The following is a 21,893-nucleotide window of genomic DNA, read 5'->3' as shown; positions in this document are numbered from 1 at the left end:
GCTTGAGTGCGCAGCACTCACAAAATGGGTATTGCTGCAAAAATTTTGGGGCCGCTATGCAGCCCAGCGCGAGCAAGCTCGCTCGCCACGGGTTATAGGTTCGCCGTACCTTTCTCTTAACTGACCGGGAGCTTTTCAATGAAACGCGTGTTGCTACTCGGCGGCGTGACTGAAGCATTGGCCATCGCCCGCACCCTGGGGCCGGAACACATCTATAGCTTGGCCGGTATCGGTCGCGTACCGACGGATCTGAACTGCCAGGTTCGGGTTGGCGGCTATGGCGGCGCTGAAGGTCTGGCACAGTTCATTCGGGACGAAGGCATCGACCTGCTGCTGGATGCGACCCATCCCTACGCAGCGCAAATCAGCCAGAACGCCGCCACCGCCGCGAAGTTGAGCGGCATTGCGTGCTGGGCCCTGCGTCGCCCGGCCTGGCAACCACAAGCCGGGGATGACTGGCGCGAAGTCAGCGACTGGGCCGAACTGATCGAAGCACTGAAACCCTTCCGCCGACCGCTGTTCACCCTCGGCCGCGAACCGCTGCAGCACCTGCACGAAATCCCGCCGGAGCAATTCTGGACATTGCGTGCGTTGGATGTTTATCCCGGGAATGAGCGCTGCGAAGTGATCGGCGTGCGTGGGCCGTTTCTGATCGAGGATGAACGCGAGCTGTTCGAGCGTCGGCAGATCGATGTGCTGATCAGCAAAAACAGCGGCAGCACCGCCACCGAGCCGAAACTTGAAGTGGCACGGGAGCTTGGAGTGCCGGTGCTGGTGTTGAAGCGGCCGGTGTTGCCGGGGGTTGAGCGGGAGTTTGGGGCGGTGGATGAGGTGCTGGCAGAACTGGCGAAGCGAAATCTAACGGACGCGTAAATAATTGTGGCGAGGGAGCTTGCTCCCGTTGGGCCGCGAAGCGCCCTCCCTATCTCAAAAAAGAAGGGGACTGCTGCGCAGTCCAACGGGAGCAAGCTCCCTCGCCACAGGATTGTGGAGTAGCCTCAACTCATCCGGCATTTCCAATCGATACCGCTACACTCGTTTGAAAGTCTGCTGCGACACCACACCGCACGCGGCCTTTTTACTTATCGCCCCTGATCAGGCTAAATAGCCGCGCCTGATTGCTCACTCAACCGGATCTGCCCTCATGTCCCGACAACGGCTCGCATTTGCCTGGATCGCCTGCTTTGCAGTGCTGTTCAACATGCTCGCCATGCCGATGTCCGGAGCGATTGCGCAGACGGCGAAATCGCCTGCAGAGCAATTGTTGTGGGGCAGTTTCTGCTCTTCCAACGGCACCAAGCTGGTGGCGATTTCCCTGGGCGATATCGAGCAGAAAGCTCCGCAGAGCGACGATCATTCCAACATGCAGCATTGCTGGTGCTGCTCGGGTTCCGCACCGTTAGTGGCGCTACCGGGGCATGCTCCGCAATTGTATTTTGCGCGTTTCGAGGCCAATCGAAGCCTGCCACCTGCCACGCTCGACAGCCCTACACCGCGCCAGCAATGGCCGAGTCTCAACCCCCGCGCGTCCCCTCTGGTGTGATTCCTTCTCGCAATTGACCTGCGTTTTGAATCGTTCTGGAGAACTGCCATGTTGAACAAACTCATCGTTCTGGCTGTATTGCTGCTGCCTGCCTGTTTTGCCAATGCTCACGAATACAAGGCTGGCGAGCTTGAGATCGCCCATCCGTGGTCGCAAGAGTTACCGCCCAACGCGCCCACCGTCGCGGCGTATTTCGTGATTCACAACAACGGCAAAACCGCCGACCGACTGCTGAGCGTCGACTCGCCGATCGCAGGCGTTGCCGAGTTGCACGAGCACGTGAAGCAAAACGATCTGATGAAAATGCAGCAAGTGCCCAGCGTCGAGATTCCGGCTGGCGGTGAAGCCACTTTCGCCCCGATGGCGTATCACGTGATGCTGCTTGAGCTGAAAGACCGCAGCCTGTTGGGCGATGGCAAACGCTTCCCGCTGACGATGCACTTCGAAAAATCCGGCGATGTGACAGTCGATGTCGCGGTGCAGAAAAAAGCGCCTGAAGGCATGCAAGAGCACATGCACGCCCAGTAATCGCCCACGTTGAAAACGCCCATGCGCCCGCTTGGCACCAAGTCATCCGTGCACCGTCGTCAGCCAATGAGCCTGACGCGCGGCAGCTGGATCAGCCTGTTCGCCATGCTGATGATCTTTATCGGTCCGCTGATTTCTCAGTCGATGCCGATGGATCAACGCGCCTCCATGTCCTTGAGCATGACCATGTCGATGGACATGTCGGCCATGGAGCATGGCACGCAACCCGCCGCCGAGCACTGTCCGCCCAAAGCCGACCACCACGCACTCTGGGAAAAATGCGGCTATTGCAGCCTGCTGTTCAATTGCCCAGCGCTCACTGGCGGTCAATCCTTCGTCGCTTTCGACAGTCCACAGACAACCACTTTCAGCACTCCCGCTACCCGCCTGGGTCACGCCCGGCAAACCTTCTTCCCCGGTGCCCGCACCCGTGCCCCGCCTATCGATTCGTAAACACGCCCCTTTGATCTCACACGGTTTAGAAGACAGCCAAAGCAACCTGTGGGAACGAGCTTTTTGTGGCGAGCGAGCTTGCTCGCGCCGGGCTGCGTAGCGGCCCCTTTGTGAGTGCTGCGCACTCAAGCGGGAGCAAGCTCCCTCGCCACAAAAAACCGATCCCACAGAGATTGCGCAGGCTGCCGGCCGTGTCGTTTACGACTGTTCGATGGAAATTGTCATGTCCAGGTTTTCCGCTGACACACGTTTGGGCGCTGCCCAGGCTTCTTTTGCCCTGAACGAATCTCGCGTTCGTTTCAGGCACGCCACCGCCGTTCTTTGCGGCTTGTTGCTGACACCGATGGTGCTGGCCGATGAACACGCCGACCACACCGAAGAGCTGAGCCCGACGGTGATCACCGCCATCGCACCGAGTTCGCCGCTGACCATCGCCACCAACCCCAAGGACCCGCGCCAACCGGTGCCGGCCAGCGACGGCGGCGATTATCTGAAAACCATCCCCGGCTTCGCGCTGGTGCGCAACGGCGGCACCAATGGCGATCCGGTGCTGCGCGGCATGTTCGGCTCGCGCCTTAATATCCTCACCAACGGCAGCATGATGCTCGGCGCCTGCCCCGGCCGCATGGACGCGCCGACTTCGTACATTTCACCGGAAACCTACGACAAACTCACCGTTATCAAAGGCCCGCAAACCGTGCTCTGGGGCCCCGGGGCATCGTCCGGCACCGTCCTGTTCGACCGTGAGCCGGAGAGCTTCGGCGAACTCGGCACCCGGGTGAACGCCAGCGTACTGGCCGGTTCCAACGGGCGCTTCGACAAAGTAGTGGACGCCGCTGCCGGTGGGCCGCTGGGTTACGTGCGCGTGATTGGCAACACCGCGCATTCCGACGACTACAAGGACGGCAACAACGACACCGTGCCCTCGCGCTATGACAAGTGGAACGGCGACGTCGCTGTCGGCTGGACCCCGAGCGCCGACACGCTGCTGGAACTGACCGCCGGCAAGGGCGATGGCGAAGCCCGTTACGCCGGGCGCGGCATGGACGGTTCGCAGTTCTTGCGCGAAAGCCTGGGCCTGCGCTTCGAGCAGTCGAACATCGGTGAAGTGCTGGATAAGGTCGAGGCGCAGGTCTACTACAACTACGCCGACCACGTGATGGACAACTACACCCTGCGCACGCCGTCCGGCACCGGGATGATGGCCGGCCCCATGGCCTCCAACGTCGACCGCCGAACCCTCGGCGCGCGAATCAAAGCCACCTGGCGCTGGGCCGATGTGCAACTGATCAGTGGCCTGGATGCGCAAACCAACGAACACCGCCAACGCAGCGCCATGGGCGTCGACGCTTACAAGGATGTGCCGCGCAACAAGGACGCCGACTTCCACAACTATGGCGTGTTCAGCGAACTGACCTGGTACGCAGCCGACCGTGATCGGCTGATCACCGGTGCGCGACTGGATCGCGCGTCGGCCAAGGATTATCGGCAGACCCTCGGCTCCGGGATGATGACCCGCCCGAATCCGACGGCCGACGACACCCGCGCCGACACTTTGCCCAGCGGTTTCGCCCGTTACGAGCATGACCTGGCCGACAGCCCGACCACGTTGTATGCGGGCCTCGGTCACTCCCAGCGTTTCCCGGATTACTGGGAGCTATTTTCGCCCAAGTCCGGCCCCGCCGGTTCGGTGAATGCCTTCGACTCGATCAAGCCGGAAAAAACCACCCAGCTCGACTTCGGCCTGCAATACAAGACCGAAGACTTCGAAGCCTGGGCCTCGGGTTACGTCGGGCAGGTGCGTGACTACATCCTGTTCAACTACACGCCGGGGATGATGGGCATGACCTCGCAAGCCGAGAACATCGACGCGCGAATCATGGGCGGCGAACTCGGTGCGGCCTACAAGCTGACGGCTAACTGGAAGGCCGACGCGACCCTGGCCTACGCGTGGGGCAAGAACAGCAGCGACGGCAGTGCCCTGCCGCAGATGCCGCCGCTGGATGCACGTTTCGGCCTGACCTACAGCGAAGACAACTGGAGCGCCGGCGCCTTGTGGCGGGTGGTTGCGGCGCAGAACCGCATCGACCAGAACAAGGGCAACGTGGTCGGCAAAGACTTCGACACGAGCTCGGGTTTTGGCGTGTTCTCGCTCAACGGCGCGTACCGGATCAACAAGAACTGGAAGGTCAGCAGTGGCGTCGACAATTTGTTCGGCAAGGCCTACGCCGAACACTTGAACCTGGCGGGTAACGCCGGTTTCGGCTTCCCGGCCAATGATCCGCAAGCCATCAACGAACCGGGGCGCACGCTCTGGACCAAGGTGGATATGAGTTTCTAAAAGCATCGCGGGCAAGCCCGCTCCCACATGGGCGACGTTGAACCTGTGGGAGCGGGCTTGCCCGCGATCGGTTGCGCAGCAACCGCACTAAACAATAAAGAACTACGCCTAGCGGAGTACACAAATGCAACAGCCCAAACCGAATTTCTACAACCTGGCCTGGCGCTGGCATTTCTATGCCGGCCTGTTCGTCGCGCCATTCATGGTGATGCTGGCGCTGACCGGCATCATCTACCTGTTCAAACCGCAACTCGATCCGTTGATGTACGGCAGCCTGCTGAACGTCCCTGCTGCTCATCACAAAGTCTCCGCCGACGACCTGCTCAAACGGGTGAAAGAAGCGTATCCAAACGGCCGGATCAAACAGTACCTGCCGCCGGTCAACGCTGAACGCAGCGCGCAATTTGTGGTGATCGATGAAGGTCATGAACTGAACGTGTTCATCGATCCGTACCACGGCGACATCCTTGGCGAGCAAGACGCGAAGAAGAATCTGCAAGCAGTCGCGCGCTCGATTCACGGCGAGTTGATGATCGGCACCGTCGGTGATCGACTGGTGGAACTGGCCGCCGGTTGGGGCGTCGTGCTGGTGGTTTCCGGAGTATTTTTATGGTGGCCGCGCGGCCAGTCCGCCGGGATTCTCTGGCCACGCTTGAACAGTCGTGGCCGAGTGCTCTGGCGTGACCTGCACGCGGTGACCGGGTTCTGGGGCGCGGCATTGCTGCTGGTGATGCTGCTCAGCGGCATGACCTGGACCGGGTTCTGGGGCAAGCAATACGCCGACCTCTGGAACCGCTTCCCGGTAGCCATGTGGAATGACGTGCCGAAGTCCGACGTCGAGGCCCGCAGCCTCAACAGCGCCACGCGCCAGACCGTGCCGTGGGCCATGGAAAACACGCCGATGCCGATGTCCGGCGACCACGCCGAACACATGGCCCACGCCAGCACGCAAGCCGGTCCGGCAGCGCCGACCATCAGCCTGCAAGACGTGCAAAACATCGCCGTGCAACGCAAGGTCGAGCCCGGCTACAGCATCACTTTCCCCACCACGGCCACCGGCGTGTTCACCATCGCGGTGTTCGCCGACGACCCGCGCAACGACGCCACCTTGCATGTCGACCAGTACACCGGCGACGTCCTCGCCGACGTGCGCTGGCAGCATTACAGCAACGTCGCCCGGGCTACGGAAGTCGGCGTGATGCTGCACGAAGGCAAGATGTTCGGCCCGTTCAATCAGATCATTGTGCTGCTGATCTGTCTGATGATTTTGCTCAGCGCCGTCAGCGGCGTGGTGATCTGGTGGAAGCGCCGGCCACAGGGCAAATTTGGTGTACCGCCGTTGCGTCACGACCTGCCGAAATGGAAAACCGCGATGGTCATCATCTTCGGGCTGGCGGTGATGTTTCCGTTGGTGGGGGCTTCGCTGGTGGTCGTGTGGGTACTGGATCGGGTGCTGCTGTCGCGCTTTGGCCGGCAAACTGAATCCACTTCAGCTTCATCATGAAACAGGCGAGATGCGCGGGTTAGAAAGGCCTGTAGACTTCCAGCGCTTATCTCACGGCTGTTTTTAGTGTTACTGTATAACCCAAATATGGGGTTCTGATTCAAATGCCCCATCGCGGGCAAGCCCGCTCCCACAGGATTTGCGCGATCCCTGTGGGAGCGGGCTTGCCCGCGATGGCGTCATCAGCATCACCCAATACCTCAGAGCAAATGCATGACCTCGCTGAACCTCACGAACCTCGCCTGGACACCCCTGGGCCACGGCCATTGCCATCACCAGTTCCAGCTGCGTGACGCATCGCTGCACGTGGCTGCCGGTGAGTTCGTCGGGTTGATCGGCCCCAACGGCAGCGGCAAAACCAGCCTGTTGCGTTGCGCCTATCGCTTCAGCAAACCGGAACACGGTGAGGTCAAACTCGATCACCACAACGTCTGGAAGCAATCCTCACGCTGGTGCGCGCAACGCATCGCCGTGGTGTTGCAGGAATTCCCCGATGCCTTCGGCCTGACCGTCGAGGAAGTGGTCGCCATGGGCCGCACGCCGCACAAAGGCCTGTTTGATGGCGACACCCTTGAGGACCGCAGACTCGCGACCCACGCCCTCGAATCAGTCGGCCTCAAGGGCTTCGAAGACCACGCCTTCGCCACCCTTTCCGGCGGTGAAAAACAGCGCGTGATCCTCGCCCGCGCCCTGGCTCAACAACCGCAATTGCTGATCCTCGACGAACCGACCAATCACCTCGACCCGCGCTATCAGCTGGAGCTGTTGCAACTGGTCAAGCGTCTGCAGATCGGCACACTGGCGAGCATCCACGACCTCAATCTGGCGGCAGCCTTCTGCGATCGGCTGTACGTGATCAATCACGGTCGCATCGTTGCCAGCGGCCCACCCAAAGAAGTTCTGACCACACAACTGCTGCACAACGTGTTCGGCGTCGACGCCCTGATCGATGACCACCCCTTGCACGGCTACCCACGAATCACCTGGATAACCCAACCATGACTTTGCGTTCCCTGCTTTGCCTCGCGCTGTTGCTGGGCAGTGCCCAAGCATTGGCCGAGGCCACCCATTACCCGCTGACAGTCCAGAGCTGCAACCGCGAAGTCACCTTCAAGGCAGCGCCGAAACACGCGGTCAGCCATGACATCAACATGACCCAGATGATGCTCGCCCTCGGCCTCAAACCAAGGATGGCGGGGTATAGCGGCGTCACAGGCTGGAAGTCGGTGACGCCCGAGATGCAGACCATCCTCGATGGCTTGCCAGAACTCGCAGCCAAGTACCCGTCGGTGGAAACCCTGCTCAACGCCAACGTCGATTTCTTCTTCGCCGGTTGGGACTACGGCATGCGCGTCGGCGGCGATCTCACGCCGCAAACCCTGCAACCGCTGGGCATCAACGTCTACGAACTTACCGAGTCCTGCGCCTTCGTCATGAAGCGCCCGCCGGCCAGCCTGGAAGACACTTACAACGACTTGCGCAACCTCGGGAAAATCTTCGACGTGCAGGACCGCGCCAGTGCCGTGATCGCCGAGATGCAGGCGCAAGTCGCCGACATCCGCAAGGATCTGCCGACGGACAAGCCACGTGTATTTCTCTACGACAGCGGTGAGGACCGGGCCATGACTTCCGGGCGACTCGGTATGCCTCAAGCGCTGATCGACGCCGCTGGTGGGCGCAACATTCTCGACGACGTCGAGGCGAGCTGGACGCGGGTGAACTGGGAGAACGTGGTCGAGCGCAATCCGCAGGTAATCGTGATCGTCGATTACGGCGAAGTTACCGCCGAGCAGAAGGAGCAATTCCTGCTGAACAATCAGGCTCTGCAATCGGTGGATGCGATCAAGAACCAGCGCTTCATCGTCATTCCGTACGTGCAGGCCACGCCCGGGATCGACAACGTGCTGGCGGTCGAAACCCTGGCCAAGGGTTTCCACGGCGAATGATCGATCGTCGCTATGCCTTGTTGCTGATTGCCCTCGGCGCGTTGTTGCTGGTGTCGTGCGTGGTGTCGCTGGGCTTCGGCCCCGCGCGGGTGCCGGTGGAGGTGGTGTGGCGAATATTGCTGCACAAGATTTTTGGTTTCGGTGCTGCGGACTGGACTGCCGGGCAGGAACACATCGTCTGGCTGATCCGCGTGCCGCGCATGTTGCTCGGTGCGCTGGTGGGCGCCGGTCTGGCGTTGATCGGCGCGGTGCTGCAAGCGGTGACGCGCAATCCACTGGCTGATCCGCACCTGCTCGGTGTGACCTCCGGAGCGACCCTCGGCGCGGTGATTGTGGTGCTGCATGTTGGTGAGATTGTCGGGTTGCTGACCTTGCCGATCGCGGCGTTTATCGGCGCGTTGTTGAGCATGTTGATCGTGCTGGTGATCGCCAACCGTCATGGGCGGCTGGACAGTGATCGGCTGCTGTTGTGCGGTGTGGCGGTGTCGTTCGTGATGATGGCGATCGCCAATCTGCTGTTGTTTCTTGGGGATCATCGCGCCAGTTCTGCGGTGATGTTCTGGATGCTTGGCGGGCTCGGGTTGGCACGCTGGGAATTGCTCGCGGTGCCAGCCGCGAGCGTGTTGCTTGGGTTGGTGCTGTTGCTGGGGATGGCCCGGCCGTTGAATGCGTTGATGGCGGGTGAGCAGACTGCTGTGACCCTCGGCTTGAATGCTCGCACCGTGCGGCTGCGGGTGTTTTTGATTGCGTCGTTGATGACTGGGGTGTTGGTGTCGATCAGCGGGTCTATCGGCTTTGTCGGGCTGATGGTGCCGCACATTGCGCGGCGGTTGGTTGGGGCTGAACACCGGCGACTGCTGCCGGTGTGCGTCCTGCTCGGCAGCCTGTTCCTCGTCTGGGTCGATGTGGCCGCACGCACCCTGATTGCCCCGGAAGACTTACCCATCGGCGTCGCCACTGCGGCGATCGGCGGCCTATTCTTCATCGGCTTGATGCGCCGCCGCTAATGTCCAAAAGAACCACTGCACCTGTGGGAGCTGGCTTGCCTGCGATGACGGCAGCATATTCAACATCTCTGTGACTGACCCACCGCTATCGCGGGCAAGCCCGCTCCCACAGGATTTGTGTCGTACACAAATTTGGGGATTGATCGTTCCCACGCTCCCGCGTGGGAATGCCGCCAGGGACGCTCCGCGTTCCGCTTTTGAGTGTTTAACGGATGTGTCAAAACAGGGAACTTTCCCACGCTTTTTTCAGGTTGTTCGTCGGACGCGGGCCCTCTAGTCTTGGGCTGTCGCTGAATACTCAGCGATCGGGTGTGAGAACCCGGTTAACACTATTAATCCAACATCAGTACCACCATAATTGCCGCCGGCTTATCCGCTGCCCGCAATGCACTATGGCGGCTGTGTGCGGGCGGACTTCGGTCCGGCCGGGTTTGGGTGTTGACCGGTTTCTCACTCCGCACATAGCTGCCACCCCTTCGTCGCGTGAGAAACGACAAAGGATGGCTCCAATTGAGAGACAACACCCGATGAGCAAGAAGATAGTTCCCGATCCACCCTTCAATACCACCACGCCCACCGCCGAAGCCTCGCGCACCGAAGAATTACTCAAAGACCGCGAAGCCATAAAACGCGCCCTCGACTACTACCTCGATCCCCCGGTGCAATACACCGAAAAAACCCGCCGCCCCAGCACCATGTTCATCGTCGCCCCGAATATGGATACCGAAAGCCTCCTGGCCCACGCCTACGAATCGTTGGCGACGGCAAGTGTCCTGGCCAGCGATTTCGCCAACGATCTGATCGGCCCACAGCGCTACACGGCGCTGGCGATTCAACAGAGCATCATGCTGGCGGAGCTGGCGGTGAACCGGGCGCTGGATAACGTCGACCCGGCGTAGCTCCCAGATACACCGCAATACTGTGGGAGCGGGCTTGCCCGCGATGACGGCGGCACATCCAATATCCTTGTGACTGACCCACCGTTATCGCGGGCAAGCCCGCTCCCACAGGATTTGTGTCGTACACAGATTTTGTATATGCCCGCTCCTCCTGTGGGAGCTGGCTTGCCTGCGATGGCGGCGGCACATTCAACATCACCGTGACTGACCCACCGTTATCGCGGGCAAGCCCGCTCCCACAGGATTTGTGTCGTACACAGATTTTGTATATGCCCGCTCCTCCTGTGGGAGCTGGCTTGCCTGCGATGGCGGCGGCACATTCAACATCACCGTGACTGACCCACCGCTATCGCGGGCAAGCCCGCTCCCACAGGTTTTGTGTCGTACACAGATTTTGTATATGCCCGCTCCTCCTGTGGGAGCTGGCTTGCCTGCGATGGCGGCGGCACATTCAACATCACCGTGACTGACCCACCGCTATCGCGGGCAAGCCCGCTCCCACAGGTTTTGTGTCGTACACAGATTTTGTATATGCCCGCTCCTCCTGTGGGAGCTGGCTTGCCTGCGATGGCGGCGGCACATTCAACATCACCGTGACTGACCCACCGCTATCGCGGGCAAGCCCGCTCCCACAGGTTTTGTGTCGTACACAGATTTTGTATATGCCCGCTCCTCCTGTGGGAGCTGGCTTGCCTGCGATGGCGGCGGCACATTCAACATCACCGTGACTGACCCACCGCTATCGCGGGCAAGCCCGCTCCCACAGGTTTTGTGTCGTACACAGATTTTGTATATGCCCGCTCCTCCTGTGGGAGCTGGCTTGCCTGCGATGGCGGCGGCACATTCAACATCACCGTGACTGACCCACCGCTATCGCGGGCAAGCCCGCTCCCACAGGTTTTGTGTCGTACACAGATTTTGTATATGCCCGCTCCTCCTGTGGGAGCGGGCTTGCCCGCGATGACGGCGGCACATCCAATATCCTTGTGACTGACCCACCGTTATCGCGGGCAAGCCCGCTCCCACAGGATTTGTGTCGTACACAGATTTTGTATATGCCCGCTCCTCCTGTGGGAGCTGGCTTGCCTGCGATGGCGGCGGCACATTCAACATCACCGTGACTGACCCACCGTCTTCGCGAGCAAGCTTCGCTCCTACAGGAGCGAGGCAGCATCTGCGCCCCAATCTGGCGCACCTCTTCGCACCAGTGCGCCAAACGCGGCCCTTCATGGTGCGTCGCCAAACCCGGACAACCGCTCTAATACGACATTTCCTTGCCCTTCCCCGACCGGGCACAGCCCTTGCTAAAGACCCTTCAGTCGTCCGCATCTGCCAACCATAAAAAACTTTAACGTTCATGGAGATCGCACAATGAAGCGTCGCAGTTTGATCAAGGCTTTCACACTATCGGCAAGCATTGCCGCGATGGGCATGGCCTGGACGGTCCAGGCCGCCGAGACCATCAAGGTCGGTATTCTGCATTCGTTGTCCGGCACCATGGCGATCTCCGAAACCTCGCTCAAAGACATGGCGTTGATGACCATCGACGAAATCAACGCCAAGGGCGGCGTGAACGGCAAGATGCTGGAACCGGTGGTGGTTGACCCGGCGTCGAACTGGCCGCTGTTCGCCGAAAAGGGCCGCCAGTTACTGACTCAGGACAAGGTGGCGGTGGTGTTCGGTTGCTGGACCTCGGTGTCGCGTAAATCGGTGCTGCCGGTGTTCGAAGAGCTCAACGGCCTGCTGTTCTACCCGGTGCAGTACGAAGGCGAAGAGATGTCGCCGAACGTGTTCTACACCGGCGCGGCGCCCAACCAGCAGGCGATTCCGGCGGTGGAATACCTGATGAGCGAAGAAGGCGGCAGCGCCAAGCGCTACTTCCTGCTCGGCACCGACTACGTCTACCCGCGCACCACTAACAAGATTCTGCGCTCGTTCCTGCACTCCAAAGGTGTGGCGGACAAGGACATCGAAGAGGTCTACACCCCGTTCGGCCACAGCGACTATCAAACCATCGTGGCCAACATCAAAAAATTCTCCGCCGGTGGCAAGACTGCGGTCATCTCCACGGTCAACGGCGACTCCAACGTGCCGTTTTATAAAGAGCTGGCCAACCAGGGCCTGAAAGCCACCGACGTTCCGGTCGTGGCGTTCTCCGTGGGTGAAGAAGAACTGCGCGGCATCGACACCAAACCGTTGGTGGGCAACCTCGCGGCGTGGAACTACTTCGAGTCGGTCGAGAACCCGCAGAACAAGAAATTCGTCGCCGACTGGAAGGCCTACGCCAAGAAACACAACCTGCCGGGCGCTGACAAAGCAGTGACCAACGACCCGATGGAAGCCACTTACGTCGGCATCCATATGTGGGCGCAAGCGGCGGAGAAAGCCAAGTCCACCGACGTCAACAAAGTCCGCGAAGCCTTGGCTGGCCAGACCTTCGCCGCGCCGTCCGGTTACACGCTGACCATGGACAAGACCAACCACCACCTGCACAAGCCGGTGATGATCGGCGAGATTCAGGCCGACGGTCAGTTCAACGTGGTGTGGCAGACCGAAGGGCCGATCCGCGCCCAGCCGTGGAGCCCGTTTATCTCGGGTAACGACAAGAAGCCGGACTATGCGGTGAAGAGCAACTAAAGCCACTGGGTGTCGACCTCGGGCACCAAACCCGAGGCCGACACAAATCCCTGTGGGAGCTGGCTTGCCTGCGATGGCATCACCTCGGTGCATCAGACACACCGAGTCGTCTGCATCGCAGGCAAGCCAGCTCCCACAATGTCCGCGCAAGGCGACTTTCTATGCCCACCGCCCTTTACCGACTCATTTTCGCCATCGCACTTTTGCTGCCGATGGCCACCCACGCCGGCGACGCCGAAGACTTCGTCGCAGCCAATCCCGTGCAACAAGCAAAACTTCTGGAAGCCTGGGCCGCGCAGCCCGATCCGGCCCGTATCGAACTGATCAACGCCCTGCAACAAGGCGAGTTGACCCTCGATGGCCAACCGAAAACCCTGCGCCTGAACAACCGCCTGCGAGGTCTGATCGACACCGCTTTGGCCAGCCACCAATTGCTCGCCGCCGACGCCAAAATCCGTTTGGTCGCCGCGCAGCAATTACAGAAAAGCGCAAAACCCGCGCAACTGAAATTCCTCGACCAGCAACTCGCTGCAGAAAAAGACGAAACCGTTCACGCCGCCCTGAGCCTGGCACTGGCCAACCTGCAACTGGTCGACACCGACCCGGCCGTACGCCTCGCCGCGGTGCGTCTGCTCGGTGAAACCGGCGACCCACTGGCCCGCACCCGCCTCGAAGGTTTGCTTGAGGCCGGCATCGAAGCCGATGCCAATGTGCGCACCGCCGCCGAAACCAGCCTGGCCCAAGTCAAACGCAAATTGCTGATCGGCGAAATGCTCGGCCAGGCCTTTAGTGGCATGTCCCTTGGTTCAATTCTGCTGCTGGCGGCGCTGGGTCTTGCAATCACATTCGGCCTGCTCGGCGTGATCAACATGGCCCACGGCGAGATGCTGATGCTCGGCGCTTACTCGACGTATGTGGTGCAGTTGATGTTCCAGCACTTCGCCCCGCAAGCCATCGAGTTCTACCCGCTGATTGCTTTGCCGGTAGCGTTTTTCGTCACCGCCGCCATCGGCATGGCGCTGGAGCGCACGGTGATTCGTCATCTCTACGGTCGCCCGTTGGAAACCCTGCTGGCGACGTGGGGCATCAGCCTGATGCTGATTCAGTTGGTGCGCCTGGTGTTCGGCGCGCAGAACGTTGAAGTGGCCAACCCGGCATGGTTGTCGGGCGGGATTCAGGTGCTGCCGAACCTGGTGCTGCCGTACAACCGCATCGTGATCATCGCGTTCGCCTTGTTTGTGGTGGTGTTGACCTGGCTGCTGCTGAACAAGACTCGCCTGGGCCTCAACGTGCGCGCCGTCACCCAGAACCGCAACATGGCCGCCTGCTGCGGCGTGCCGACCGGGCGCGTCGACATGCTCGCCTTCGGCCTCGGCTCCGGCATTGCTGGCCTCGGCGGTGTGGCGCTCAGCCAGATCGGCAACGTCGGCCCGGACCTCGGCCAGAGCTACATCATCGACTCGTTCCTGGTGGTGGTACTCGGCGGTGTCGGTCAATTGGCCGGTAGCGTGCTGGCCGCCTTCGGGCTGGGGATCGCCAACAAAATTCTCGAACCGCAGATCGGTGCGGTGCTGGGCAAAATCCTGATCCTTGCGCTGATCATTCTGTTCATCCAGAAACGTCCGCAAGGCCTCTTCGCACTGAAAGGACGGGTGATCGACTGATGAACCAGCCTCTGCTGCTCACAGCCACACAAAAGGCCGGCCCCAAGGTCACGATCGCCGTCGGTGCGGTGATCCTCGTTTTGCTGCTGGCGTTGCCGTTGTTGTCGTTGTTGCCTGCCGACAGCGCACTGCATGTCTCCGCTTATACATTGACCCTGATGGGCAAAATACTTTGCTACGCCATCGTCGCCCTGGCCCTCGATCTGGTCTGGGGTTACGCCGGCCTGTTGTCGTTGGGCCACGGTCTGTTCTTCGCCCTCGGCGGTTATGCGATGGGCATGTACCTGATGCGCCAGGCTTCGGGTGACGGCTTGCCGGCGTTCATGACGTTCCTGTCGTGGACCGAGTTGCCGTGGTACTGGACCGGCACCAGCAGCTTTCTCTGGGCCATGTGTCTGGTGGTGTTGGCGCCGGGCCTGCTCGCGCTGGTGTTCGGTTTCTTCGCCTTCCGTTCGCGGATCAAGGGCGTGTATTTCTCGATCATGACCCAGGCCCTGACCTTCGCCGGAATGCTGCTGTTTTTCCGCAACGAAACCGGGTTTGGCGGCAACAACGGCTTTACCAACTTCCGCACCATTCTCGGGTTTGGCATCACTGAACCGGGGACGCGTGCAGTGTTGTTTTTCGCCACGGTGCTGTTGCTGGTGGCGAGCCTGTTCATCGGCTGGCGGCTGGCGCAAAGCAAGTTCGGCCGGGTGCTGACCGCCCTGCGGGATGCGGAAAACCGCTTGATGTTCTGCGGCTACGATCCACGCGGCTTCAAATTGTTTGTCTGGGTGTTGAGCGCGGTGTTGTGTGGTTTGGCCGGCGCGCTGTATGTGCCGCAAGTCGGCATTATCAACCCGAGTGAAATGTCACCGACCAACTCCATCGAAGCCGCCGTGTGGGTGGCGCTGGGTGGTCGCGGCACGCTGATCGGTCCGCTGCTCGGCGCTGGTGTGGTCAATGGCATGAAGAGCTGGTTCACCGTGGCGTTTCCGGAATACTGGCTGTTCTTCCTCGGCGCGCTGTTCATCGTCGTGACGTTGTACCTGCCCAAAGGCGTGATCGGGTTGCTGAAGAAAAGGGGTGAACAATGAGGCTTGTAAAATGAGAACCACTGCAACGGCTGAATTCATGCTCGAACCGGCCTTTTTTCCGGTGGAGCCCAACAAGGACGCCGGCAGCAGCCGCGATGCCATCGGCCTCGGCCAGAGCGCCGGCAAAGGCCTGAACACTCGCCACGGCACCATCCTGACCCTGGAAGACATCAACGTCAGCTTCGATGGTTTCAAGGCGCTGAACGATTTGAACCTGTACATCGGCGTTGGCGAATTGCGCTGCATCATCGGCCCCAACGGCGCGGGCAAGACCACGCTGATGGACGTGATTACCGGCAAGACCCGGCCCAGTCACGGCAAGGCTTGGTTCGGTGAAACTCTCGATCTGACGCAGATGAGTGAAGTGCAGATTGCTCAGGCCGGTATCGGTCGCAAATTCCAGAAGCCAACGGTGTTCGAAGCCCTGAGCGTGTTCGAAAACCTGGAGTTGGCGCAGAAGACCGACAAGTCGGTATGGGCCAGCCTGCGGGCTCGTCTCAGCGGCGAGCAGAAAGATCGCATCAGCGAAGTGCTGGAAACCATTCGCCTGACCGCCTCGGTCAATCGTCCGGCGGGGTTGTTGTCCCACGGTCAGAAACAGTTTCTGGAAATCGGCATGCTGCTAATGCAGGACCCGCAATTGTTGCTGCTCGATGAGCCGGTGGCGGGCATGACCGACGCCGAAACCGAATTCACCGCCGAGCTGTTCAAGAGCCTGGCAGGCAAGCATTCGCTGATGGTGGTGGAACACGACATGGGCTTCGTCGGCTCGATCGCCGACCACGTCACCGTGTTGCACCAGGGCAGCGTGCTGGCCGAAGGGTCGCTGGAACAGGTGCAGGACAATGAGCGGGTGATCGAGGTCTACCTCGGTCGGTAGACCTGCAAATACAAAACCTGTGGGAGCGGGCTTGCCCGCGATGAGGCCTGCACATCCAACATCTTTGCGGACTGACACACCGCCATCGCAGGCAAGCCAGCTCCCACAGGGTTCTGTGTGGAACAGAAGGGAATTTGAACATGCTGCAAGTCGACAAGCTGCATCAGTACTACGGCGGTAGCCACATCCTGCGGGGCCTGACGTTTGAGGTGAAGGTCGGCGAAGTTACTTGCCTGCTCGGGCGCAACGGCGTGGGCAAGACCACCCTGCTCAAATGCCTGATGGGTTTGCTGCCGGCCAAGGAAGGCGCGGTGAACTGGGAGGGCAAACCGATCACCACATTCAAGCCGCACCAACGGGTGCATGCCGGCATCGCTTACGTGCCTCAGGGCCGGGAAATCTTCGGCCGCCTGACCGTGGAAGAAAATCTGCTGATGGGCCTGTCGCGGTTTCCCGGCTCTGAAGCCAAGGAAGTCCCGGCGTTCATCTACGAGCTGTTCCCGGTGCTGCTGCAAATGAAACAACGGCGCGGCGGTGACTTGTCCGGTGGTCAGCAACAGCAGCTGGCGATTGGCAGAGCACTGGCCAGTCGTCCACGGTTGCTGATTCTCGACGAACCCACCGAAGGCATTCAGCCGTCGGTGATCAAGGAAATCGGCGCGGTGATCAAGCAGCTTGCTGCGCGCGGCGACATGGCGATTTTGCTGGTGGAGCAGTTCTACGATTTCGCCGCCGAACTGGCCGATCAGTACCTGGTGATGTCCCGGGGCGAGATCGTGCAGCAGGGTCGCGGCGAAAATATGGAAGCCGAAGGCGTCCGTGGACTGGTTACGATCTAACCTGCAGCCTCCTGACGATAACTAGACGATATGAATTTACCTGCCCCCATCACGCTGTTCACCCCCAGCTGGCATGCCGAGCTGGAACTCGGCTACGCCCGTTTCGGCGACAGCACACGCCCGGTGCAGCGCCGCCACAAGGGCCCGCTGCGGGTGCAGAAGCATTTGTACGCCGAAGGCCCCGAGGTGTGTCAGCACATCATCGTCCACCCGCCGGGCGGGATTGCCGGCGGTGATCGGCTGGACATCTCGGCCAGCGTCGGCACGCACGCCTGGGCGCAAATCACCAGCCCCGGCGCCGCCAAGTGGTATCGCGCGGCAGGGTCGGCTTATCAGAAACTCGACCTGCGCGTGGCCGCCGGTGCTACGTTGGAGTGGCTGCCGCAAGAGACGATTATCTTCAGCGACGCTCAGGCGGAACTCAGCACCAGCATCGACCTTGAGGGCGATGCGCGGTTGTTCTACTGGGACGTGGTGGCCCTGGGACGCCCGGCCAGTGGCGAGCGCTTTGACCTCGGGCATTTTCAGGCGCACCTGGATATCCGCCGCGACGGCCAGTTGCTCTGGCACGAACGCCAGCGCATTGTCGGGAATGATGGTTTGCTGGATTCGCCAATAGGCCTGGATGGCCAACCGGTGTTTGCGACGTTGCTGGTGACAGGTGAAATTGATAGCGAATGGCTGGAGAAGTGCCGCTCGCTGCCCAATGAGGTACGCGGAGATCTGACGCAGTTGCCGGGGCTTTTGGTCGCCCGATGCCTGGCCAGTGAAGCGCTGTTGGCACGTGGTTGGCTGATTGATTTGTGGCGGTTGCTACGCCCGGCGTTGCTTGGCCGAGAAGCCGTCCCACCCAGAATATGGAGCACCTGATGTGTGCTTTTTGTGGGAGCGGGCTTGCCCGCGATAGCGGTCTTACAGTCTACATCTCAATTGGATGTGATGACCCCATCGCGGGCAAGCCCGCTCCCACAGGGGATCTGTGTAAGCAGATCCAACTCTTTTTAATCTGCCCTGATGGATCTCAACGATGGACCTGACCCCACGCGAAAAAGACAAGCTGCTGATCTTCACCGCCGGCCTCGTGGCCGAGCGGCGTTTGGCTCGCGGCGTGAAGCTCAATTACCCGGAGGCCATGGCCTATATTTCCGCGGCGCTGCTCGAAGGCGCGCGTGACGGCCAGACCGTGGCCGAGCTGATGCATTACGGCACCACCCTGCTCAGCCGCGAACAAGTGATGCAAGGCATTCCGGAAATGATCCCGGAAATCCAGGTCGAAGCGACGTTTCCCGACGGCACCAAACTGGTCACCGTTCACCAACCGATCGCCTGAGGCCGCGCCATGACTTACCACATCCGCGATGCGCTGCTCGCCGACCTGCCAGCGATCCGTGACATCTACAACGACGCCGTCCTCAACACCACGGCGATCTGGAACGAACAGGCCGTGGACCTGGGCAACCGCCAGGCCTGGTTCAGCGTCCGACAAGACCAGGGTTATCCGGTCCTGGTGATCGTCGACGGCGACAACAGCGTACTCGGCTACGCTTCATTCGGTGACTGGCGCCCGTTCGACGGATTCCGCCACACGGTCGAGCACTCGGTGTACGTGCGCAACGACCAGCGGGGCAATGGCCTCGGGCCGCAACTGATGGAAGCGCTGATCGAACGCGCCAAAGGCTGCAACAAACACGTGATGGTCGCCGCCATCGAAAGCGGTAACGGCGCCTCAATCCGGCTGCACGACCGCGCCGGTTTCGTCGTCACCGGTCAAATGCCGCAGGTGGGTACCAAGTTCGGCCGCTGGCTGGACCTGACCTTCATGCAACTGATCCTCGACCCGGGCGCAATGCCACCTGGTCCCCACAAGGAGTGATACCCATGAACGCCGCCCAACTGCGCCGCGTCAATGTTGAAAGCTTTGCGCACTATCGTCAGGGGTTGATTGATTTGCTGCTCGACGCCGTCGGCTATGGCGCCAGTGTCGGGTTCATGGCGGATCTGGATGCCACTCAGGCCCGAGCTTATTTCGATGAAGTCCAGGAGAACCTGAACAAAGGCAACGTGCTGCTCTGGGTGGTGGTCAAGGACGAACAGGTACAGGCCAGCGTGCAATTGACGTTGTGCCAGAAAGCCAATGGGTTGAACCGCGCAGAAGTGCAGAAACTGCTGGTGCGTGAACATGCCCGTCGTCGCGGTCTGGGCCAACAGATGATGCATGCCCTTGAGCTTGCAGCCCGCCAACACAAGCGCGGCATGCTCTACCTCGACACCGAGGCCGGCTCCCCCGCCGAAGACTTCTACAAGGCGATGGGCTACACCCGCGCCGGCGAAATCCCCGACTACGCCTGCGACCCGAACGGCAGCTACAAACCGACTGCCCTTTACTACAAGATTCTCCAAGGAGCCCATTGATGATTCCCGGTGAATACCAGATCCAGCCCGGCGACATCGAACTCAACGTCGGCCGCCGCACCCTCAGCCTGAAGGTGGCCAACAGCGGTGACCGGCCGATCCAGGTCGGCTCGCATTATCACTTCTTCGAAACCAACGACGCCCTGACCTTCGACCGCGCCGCCAGCCGCGGCATGCGCCTGAACATCCCCGCCGGCACCGCCGTGCGCTTCGAACCGGGGCAGAGCCGCGAGGTCGAGCTGGTGGACTTGGCCGGCCATCGCCGGGTGTTCGGCTTTGCCGGCAGGATCATGGGTGATCTCGACTGACTGATCGTTCCCACGCTCTGCGTGGGAATGCATCCCGTGACGCTCCGCGTCACATAACAGCGGACGCAGAGCGTCCACGGCGGCATTCCCACGCAGAGCGTGGGAACGATCAATGAAGGAACTGCAATGAAGATTTCCCGTCAAGCCTACGCCGACATGTTCGGCCCCACCGTCGGAGACAAGGTCCGCCTGGCCGACACCGAACTGTGGATCGAAGTGGAACAGGACTTCACCACCTACGGCGAAGAAGTGAAATTCGGCGGCGGCAAAGTCATTCGCGACGGCCAGGGCCAAAGCCAATTGCTAGCCGCGGAAGTGGTCGACACATTGATCACCAACGCGCTGATCATCGACCACTGGGGCATCGTTAAAGCCGACGTCGGCCTCAAGGACGGGCGCATCGCTGCCATCGGCAAGGCCGGCAATCCGGACATCCAGCCCAATGTCACCATCGCGGTTGGCGCCAGCACCGAAGTGATCGCCGGTGAGGGCATGATCCTCACCGCTGGCGGCATCGACACCCATATTCATTTCATCTGCCCGCAGCAGATCGAAGAAGCGCTGATGAGCGGCGTCACCACCATGATCGGCGGCGGCACCGGCCCCGCCACCGGCACCAACGCCACCACTTGCACCTCGGGACCGTGGCACCTGGCGCGCATGCTCCAGGCCGCCGATGCGTTCCCGATGAACATCGGCTTCACCGGCAAGGGCAACGCCAGCCTGCCGGAGCCGTTGATCGAACAGGTCAAGGCCGGTGCCATCGGCCTCAAGCTCCACGAAGACTGGGGCACCACCCCGGCGAGTATCGACAACTGCCTGAACGTCGCCGACCAGTACGACGTGCAGGTGGCGATCCATACTGACACCCTCAACGAGTCAGGCTTCGTCGAAACCACCCTCGCCGCCTTCAAGGGCCGCACTATCCACACCTACCACACCGAAGGTGCCGGTGGCGGCCATGCACCGGACATCATCAAGGCCTGCGGTTTTGCCAACGTGCTGCCGAGCTCGACCAACCCGACCCGGCCGTTCACCCGCAACACCATCGACGAACACCTCGACATGCTGATGGTCTGCCACCACCTGGACCCGAGCATTGCCGAAGACGTGGCGTTCGCCGAAAGCCGCATCCGCCGGGAAACCATTGCTGCCGAAGACATCCTCCACGATCTCGGCGCCTTCTCGATGATCAGCTCCGACAGCCAGGCCATGGGCCGCGTCGGCGAAGTGATCACGCGTACCTGGCAAACCGCCGACAAGATGAAAAAGCAGCGCGGCCCGTTGCCGGGTGATGGCGAAGGTAACGACAACTTCCGCGCCAAACGCTACATCGCCAAGTACACCATCAACCCGGCGATCACCCACGGCATCAGCCATGAAGTGGGGTCGGTGGAAGTGGGTAAATGGGCCGATCTGGTGCTCTGGCGCCCGGCGTTTTTCGGGGTAAAACCGACGCTGATTCTCAAGGGTGGTGCCATTGCGGCCAGCCTGATGGGCGACGCCAACGCTTCGATCCCGACACCGCAACCGGTGCACTACCGCCCGATGTTCGCCAGTTATGGCGGCTCGCTGCACGCCACCAGCCTGACCTTCATCAGCCAGGCAGCACAGGATGCCGGTTTGCCCGAAGCGCTGGGCCTGAAGAAGAAAATCGCCGTGGTCAAAGGTTGTCGCGATGTGCAGAAAACCGATCTGATTCACAACGATTACCTGCCAGAGATCGACGTCGATCCACAGACTTATCAGGTCAAGGCTGACGGTGTATTGCTGTGGTGTGAACCGGCAGAAACCCTGCCGATGGCTCAGCGCTACTTCCTGTTTTGATCGGTAGGGCGGCACAAAGAAAAGGC

At 60.9% G+C, this 21,893-nt stretch carries 21 protein-coding genes; all 21 read left to right on the top strand.

Annotation, left to right across the window (positions count from 1 at the left end):
- Window positions 1–138: 138 nt before the first annotated feature.
- Window positions 139–873, top strand: a complete 735-nt coding sequence (locus tag AB3226_RS17790; protein WP_367374009.1) for a cobalt-precorrin-6A reductase — start codon at window positions 139–141, stop codon at window positions 871–873.
- A 271-nt stretch (window positions 874–1,144) separates the two neighbouring features.
- Window positions 1,145–1,543, top strand: a complete 399-nt coding sequence (locus tag AB3226_RS17785; protein WP_367374008.1) for a DUF2946 domain-containing protein — start codon at window positions 1,145–1,147, stop codon at window positions 1,541–1,543.
- Window positions 1,544–1,591: 48 nt separating this feature from the next.
- Window positions 1,592–2,071, top strand: a complete 480-nt coding sequence (locus AB3226_RS17780; protein WP_367374007.1) for a copper chaperone PCu(A)C — start codon at window positions 1,592–1,594, stop codon at window positions 2,069–2,071.
- Between the two features lie 21 nt (window positions 2,072–2,092).
- Window positions 2,093–2,524, top strand: a complete 432-nt coding sequence (locus AB3226_RS17775) for a DUF2946 domain-containing protein (protein ID WP_367374006.1) — start codon at window positions 2,093–2,095, stop codon at window positions 2,522–2,524.
- A 223-nt stretch (window positions 2,525–2,747) separates the two neighbouring features.
- Entirely contained in the window at window positions 2,748–4,865 is a 2,118-nt protein-coding gene (locus AB3226_RS17770; RefSeq protein ID WP_367374005.1) for a TonB-dependent copper receptor, read from the top strand.
- Window positions 4,866–4,989: 124 nt separating this feature from the next.
- Complete coding sequence (locus tag AB3226_RS17765; RefSeq protein WP_367374004.1) at window positions 4,990–6,369, top strand: PepSY-associated TM helix domain-containing protein; 1,380 nt, start codon at window positions 4,990–4,992, stop codon at window positions 6,367–6,369.
- A 213-nt stretch (window positions 6,370–6,582) separates the two neighbouring features.
- Window positions 6,583–7,371 (top strand): ABC transporter ATP-binding protein, encoded by a 789-nt coding sequence (locus tag AB3226_RS17760; RefSeq protein WP_367374003.1) that lies wholly within the window; start codon window positions 6,583–6,585, stop codon window positions 7,369–7,371.
- Window positions 7,368–8,315, top strand: a complete 948-nt coding sequence (locus tag AB3226_RS17755) for an ABC transporter substrate-binding protein (RefSeq protein WP_367374002.1) — start codon at window positions 7,368–7,370, stop codon at window positions 8,313–8,315. Before AB3226_RS17760 ends, AB3226_RS17755 begins: the two co-directional genes overlap by 4 nt.
- Window positions 8,312–9,322, top strand: a complete 1,011-nt coding sequence (locus tag AB3226_RS17750) for a FecCD family ABC transporter permease (protein ID WP_367374001.1) — start codon at window positions 8,312–8,314, stop codon at window positions 9,320–9,322. The genes AB3226_RS17755 and AB3226_RS17750 overlap by 4 nt, the downstream gene beginning before the upstream one ends.
- A gap of 527 nt (window positions 9,323–9,849) precedes the next feature.
- Window positions 9,850–10,221, top strand: coding sequence for a DUF6124 family protein (locus tag AB3226_RS17745; RefSeq protein ID WP_367374000.1), 372 nt, complete (start codon window positions 9,850–9,852; stop codon window positions 10,219–10,221).
- A gap of 1,371 nt (window positions 10,222–11,592) precedes the next feature.
- A complete protein-coding gene (gene urtA / locus AB3226_RS17740) occupies window positions 11,593–12,858 on the top strand; it encodes an urea ABC transporter substrate-binding protein (protein ID WP_030128277.1) in 1,266 nt (421 codons plus the stop codon).
- A gap of 161 nt (window positions 12,859–13,019) precedes the next feature.
- Window positions 13,020–14,522 (top strand): urea ABC transporter permease subunit UrtB, encoded by a 1,503-nt coding sequence (urtB, locus tag AB3226_RS17735; protein WP_367373999.1) that lies wholly within the window; start codon window positions 13,020–13,022, stop codon window positions 14,520–14,522.
- A complete protein-coding gene (urtC, locus tag AB3226_RS17730; RefSeq protein WP_367373998.1) occupies window positions 14,522–15,601 on the top strand; it encodes an urea ABC transporter permease subunit UrtC in 1,080 nt (359 codons plus the stop codon). The genes urtB and urtC overlap by 1 nt, the downstream gene beginning before the upstream one ends.
- Before the next feature lie 10 nt (window positions 15,602–15,611).
- Window positions 15,612–16,481 (top strand): urea ABC transporter ATP-binding protein UrtD, encoded by an 870-nt coding sequence (gene urtD / locus AB3226_RS17725; protein WP_367373997.1) that lies wholly within the window; start codon window positions 15,612–15,614, stop codon window positions 16,479–16,481.
- Between the two features lie 140 nt (window positions 16,482–16,621).
- Window positions 16,622–17,320, top strand: coding sequence for an urea ABC transporter ATP-binding subunit UrtE (gene urtE, locus AB3226_RS17720; protein WP_007907370.1), 699 nt, complete (start codon window positions 16,622–16,624; stop codon window positions 17,318–17,320).
- A 30-nt stretch (window positions 17,321–17,350) separates the two neighbouring features.
- On the top strand, window positions 17,351–18,190 hold the full coding sequence (locus AB3226_RS17715; protein WP_367373996.1) for an urease accessory protein UreD: 840 nt from the start codon (window positions 17,351–17,353) through the stop codon (window positions 18,188–18,190).
- Between the two features lie 157 nt (window positions 18,191–18,347).
- Entirely contained in the window at window positions 18,348–18,650 is a 303-nt protein-coding gene (gene ureA / locus AB3226_RS17710) for an urease subunit gamma (RefSeq protein WP_038978753.1), read from the top strand.
- A gap of 9 nt (window positions 18,651–18,659) precedes the next feature.
- Entirely contained in the window at window positions 18,660–19,193 is a 534-nt protein-coding gene (locus AB3226_RS17705) for an N-acetyltransferase family protein (RefSeq protein ID WP_367373995.1), read from the top strand.
- Between the two features lie 5 nt (window positions 19,194–19,198).
- Window positions 19,199–19,732 (top strand): GNAT family N-acetyltransferase, encoded by a 534-nt coding sequence (locus AB3226_RS17700; RefSeq protein WP_367373994.1) that lies wholly within the window; start codon window positions 19,199–19,201, stop codon window positions 19,730–19,732.
- Entirely contained in the window at window positions 19,732–20,040 is a 309-nt protein-coding gene (locus tag AB3226_RS17695; protein ID WP_008011171.1) for an urease subunit beta, read from the top strand. The genes AB3226_RS17700 and AB3226_RS17695 overlap by 1 nt, the downstream gene beginning before the upstream one ends.
- A 126-nt stretch (window positions 20,041–20,166) precedes the next feature.
- Complete coding sequence (gene ureC, locus AB3226_RS17690; protein ID WP_367373993.1) at window positions 20,167–21,867, top strand: urease subunit alpha; 1,701 nt, start codon at window positions 20,167–20,169, stop codon at window positions 21,865–21,867.
- Window positions 21,868–21,893: the final 26 nt, after the last annotated feature.

Source organism: Pseudomonas lini, assembly GCF_964063345.1.
Classification (GTDB): Bacteria; Pseudomonadota; Gammaproteobacteria; order Pseudomonadales; family Pseudomonadaceae; genus Aquipseudomonas; species Aquipseudomonas lini_B.
This window is presented reverse-complemented; position numbering and strand designations above follow the sequence as displayed.

Coding starts and splice junctions, on each gene's coding strand:
- AB3226_RS17790 (WP_367374009.1), top strand. CDS start 139: ATGAAACGCGTGTTGCTACTCGGCGGCGTGACTGAAGCATTGGCCATC.
- AB3226_RS17785 (WP_367374008.1), top strand. CDS start 1,145: ATGTCCCGACAACGGCTCGCATTTGCCTGGATCGCCTGCTTTGCAGTG.
- AB3226_RS17780 (WP_367374007.1), top strand. CDS start 1,592: ATGTTGAACAAACTCATCGTTCTGGCTGTATTGCTGCTGCCTGCCTGT.
- AB3226_RS17775 (WP_367374006.1), top strand. CDS start 2,093: ATGCGCCCGCTTGGCACCAAGTCATCCGTGCACCGTCGTCAGCCAATG.
- AB3226_RS17770 (WP_367374005.1), top strand. CDS start 2,748: ATGTCCAGGTTTTCCGCTGACACACGTTTGGGCGCTGCCCAGGCTTCT.
- AB3226_RS17765 (WP_367374004.1), top strand. CDS start 4,990: ATGCAACAGCCCAAACCGAATTTCTACAACCTGGCCTGGCGCTGGCAT.
- AB3226_RS17760 (WP_367374003.1), top strand. CDS start 6,583: ATGACCTCGCTGAACCTCACGAACCTCGCCTGGACACCCCTGGGCCAC.
- AB3226_RS17755 (WP_367374002.1), top strand. CDS start 7,368: ATGACTTTGCGTTCCCTGCTTTGCCTCGCGCTGTTGCTGGGCAGTGCC.
- AB3226_RS17750 (WP_367374001.1), top strand. CDS start 8,312: ATGATCGATCGTCGCTATGCCTTGTTGCTGATTGCCCTCGGCGCGTTG.
- AB3226_RS17745 (WP_367374000.1), top strand. CDS start 9,850: ATGAGCAAGAAGATAGTTCCCGATCCACCCTTCAATACCACCACGCCC.
- urtA (WP_030128277.1), top strand. CDS start 11,593: ATGAAGCGTCGCAGTTTGATCAAGGCTTTCACACTATCGGCAAGCATT.
- urtB (WP_367373999.1), top strand. CDS start 13,020: ATGCCCACCGCCCTTTACCGACTCATTTTCGCCATCGCACTTTTGCTG.
- urtC (WP_367373998.1), top strand. CDS start 14,522: ATGAACCAGCCTCTGCTGCTCACAGCCACACAAAAGGCCGGCCCCAAG.
- urtD (WP_367373997.1), top strand. CDS start 15,612: ATGAGAACCACTGCAACGGCTGAATTCATGCTCGAACCGGCCTTTTTT.
- urtE (WP_007907370.1), top strand. CDS start 16,622: ATGCTGCAAGTCGACAAGCTGCATCAGTACTACGGCGGTAGCCACATC.
- AB3226_RS17715 (WP_367373996.1), top strand. CDS start 17,351: ATGAATTTACCTGCCCCCATCACGCTGTTCACCCCCAGCTGGCATGCC.
- ureA (WP_038978753.1), top strand. CDS start 18,348: ATGGACCTGACCCCACGCGAAAAAGACAAGCTGCTGATCTTCACCGCC.
- AB3226_RS17705 (WP_367373995.1), top strand. CDS start 18,660: ATGACTTACCACATCCGCGATGCGCTGCTCGCCGACCTGCCAGCGATC.
- AB3226_RS17700 (WP_367373994.1), top strand. CDS start 19,199: ATGAACGCCGCCCAACTGCGCCGCGTCAATGTTGAAAGCTTTGCGCAC.
- AB3226_RS17695 (WP_008011171.1), top strand. CDS start 19,732: ATGATTCCCGGTGAATACCAGATCCAGCCCGGCGACATCGAACTCAAC.
- ureC (WP_367373993.1), top strand. CDS start 20,167: ATGAAGATTTCCCGTCAAGCCTACGCCGACATGTTCGGCCCCACCGTC.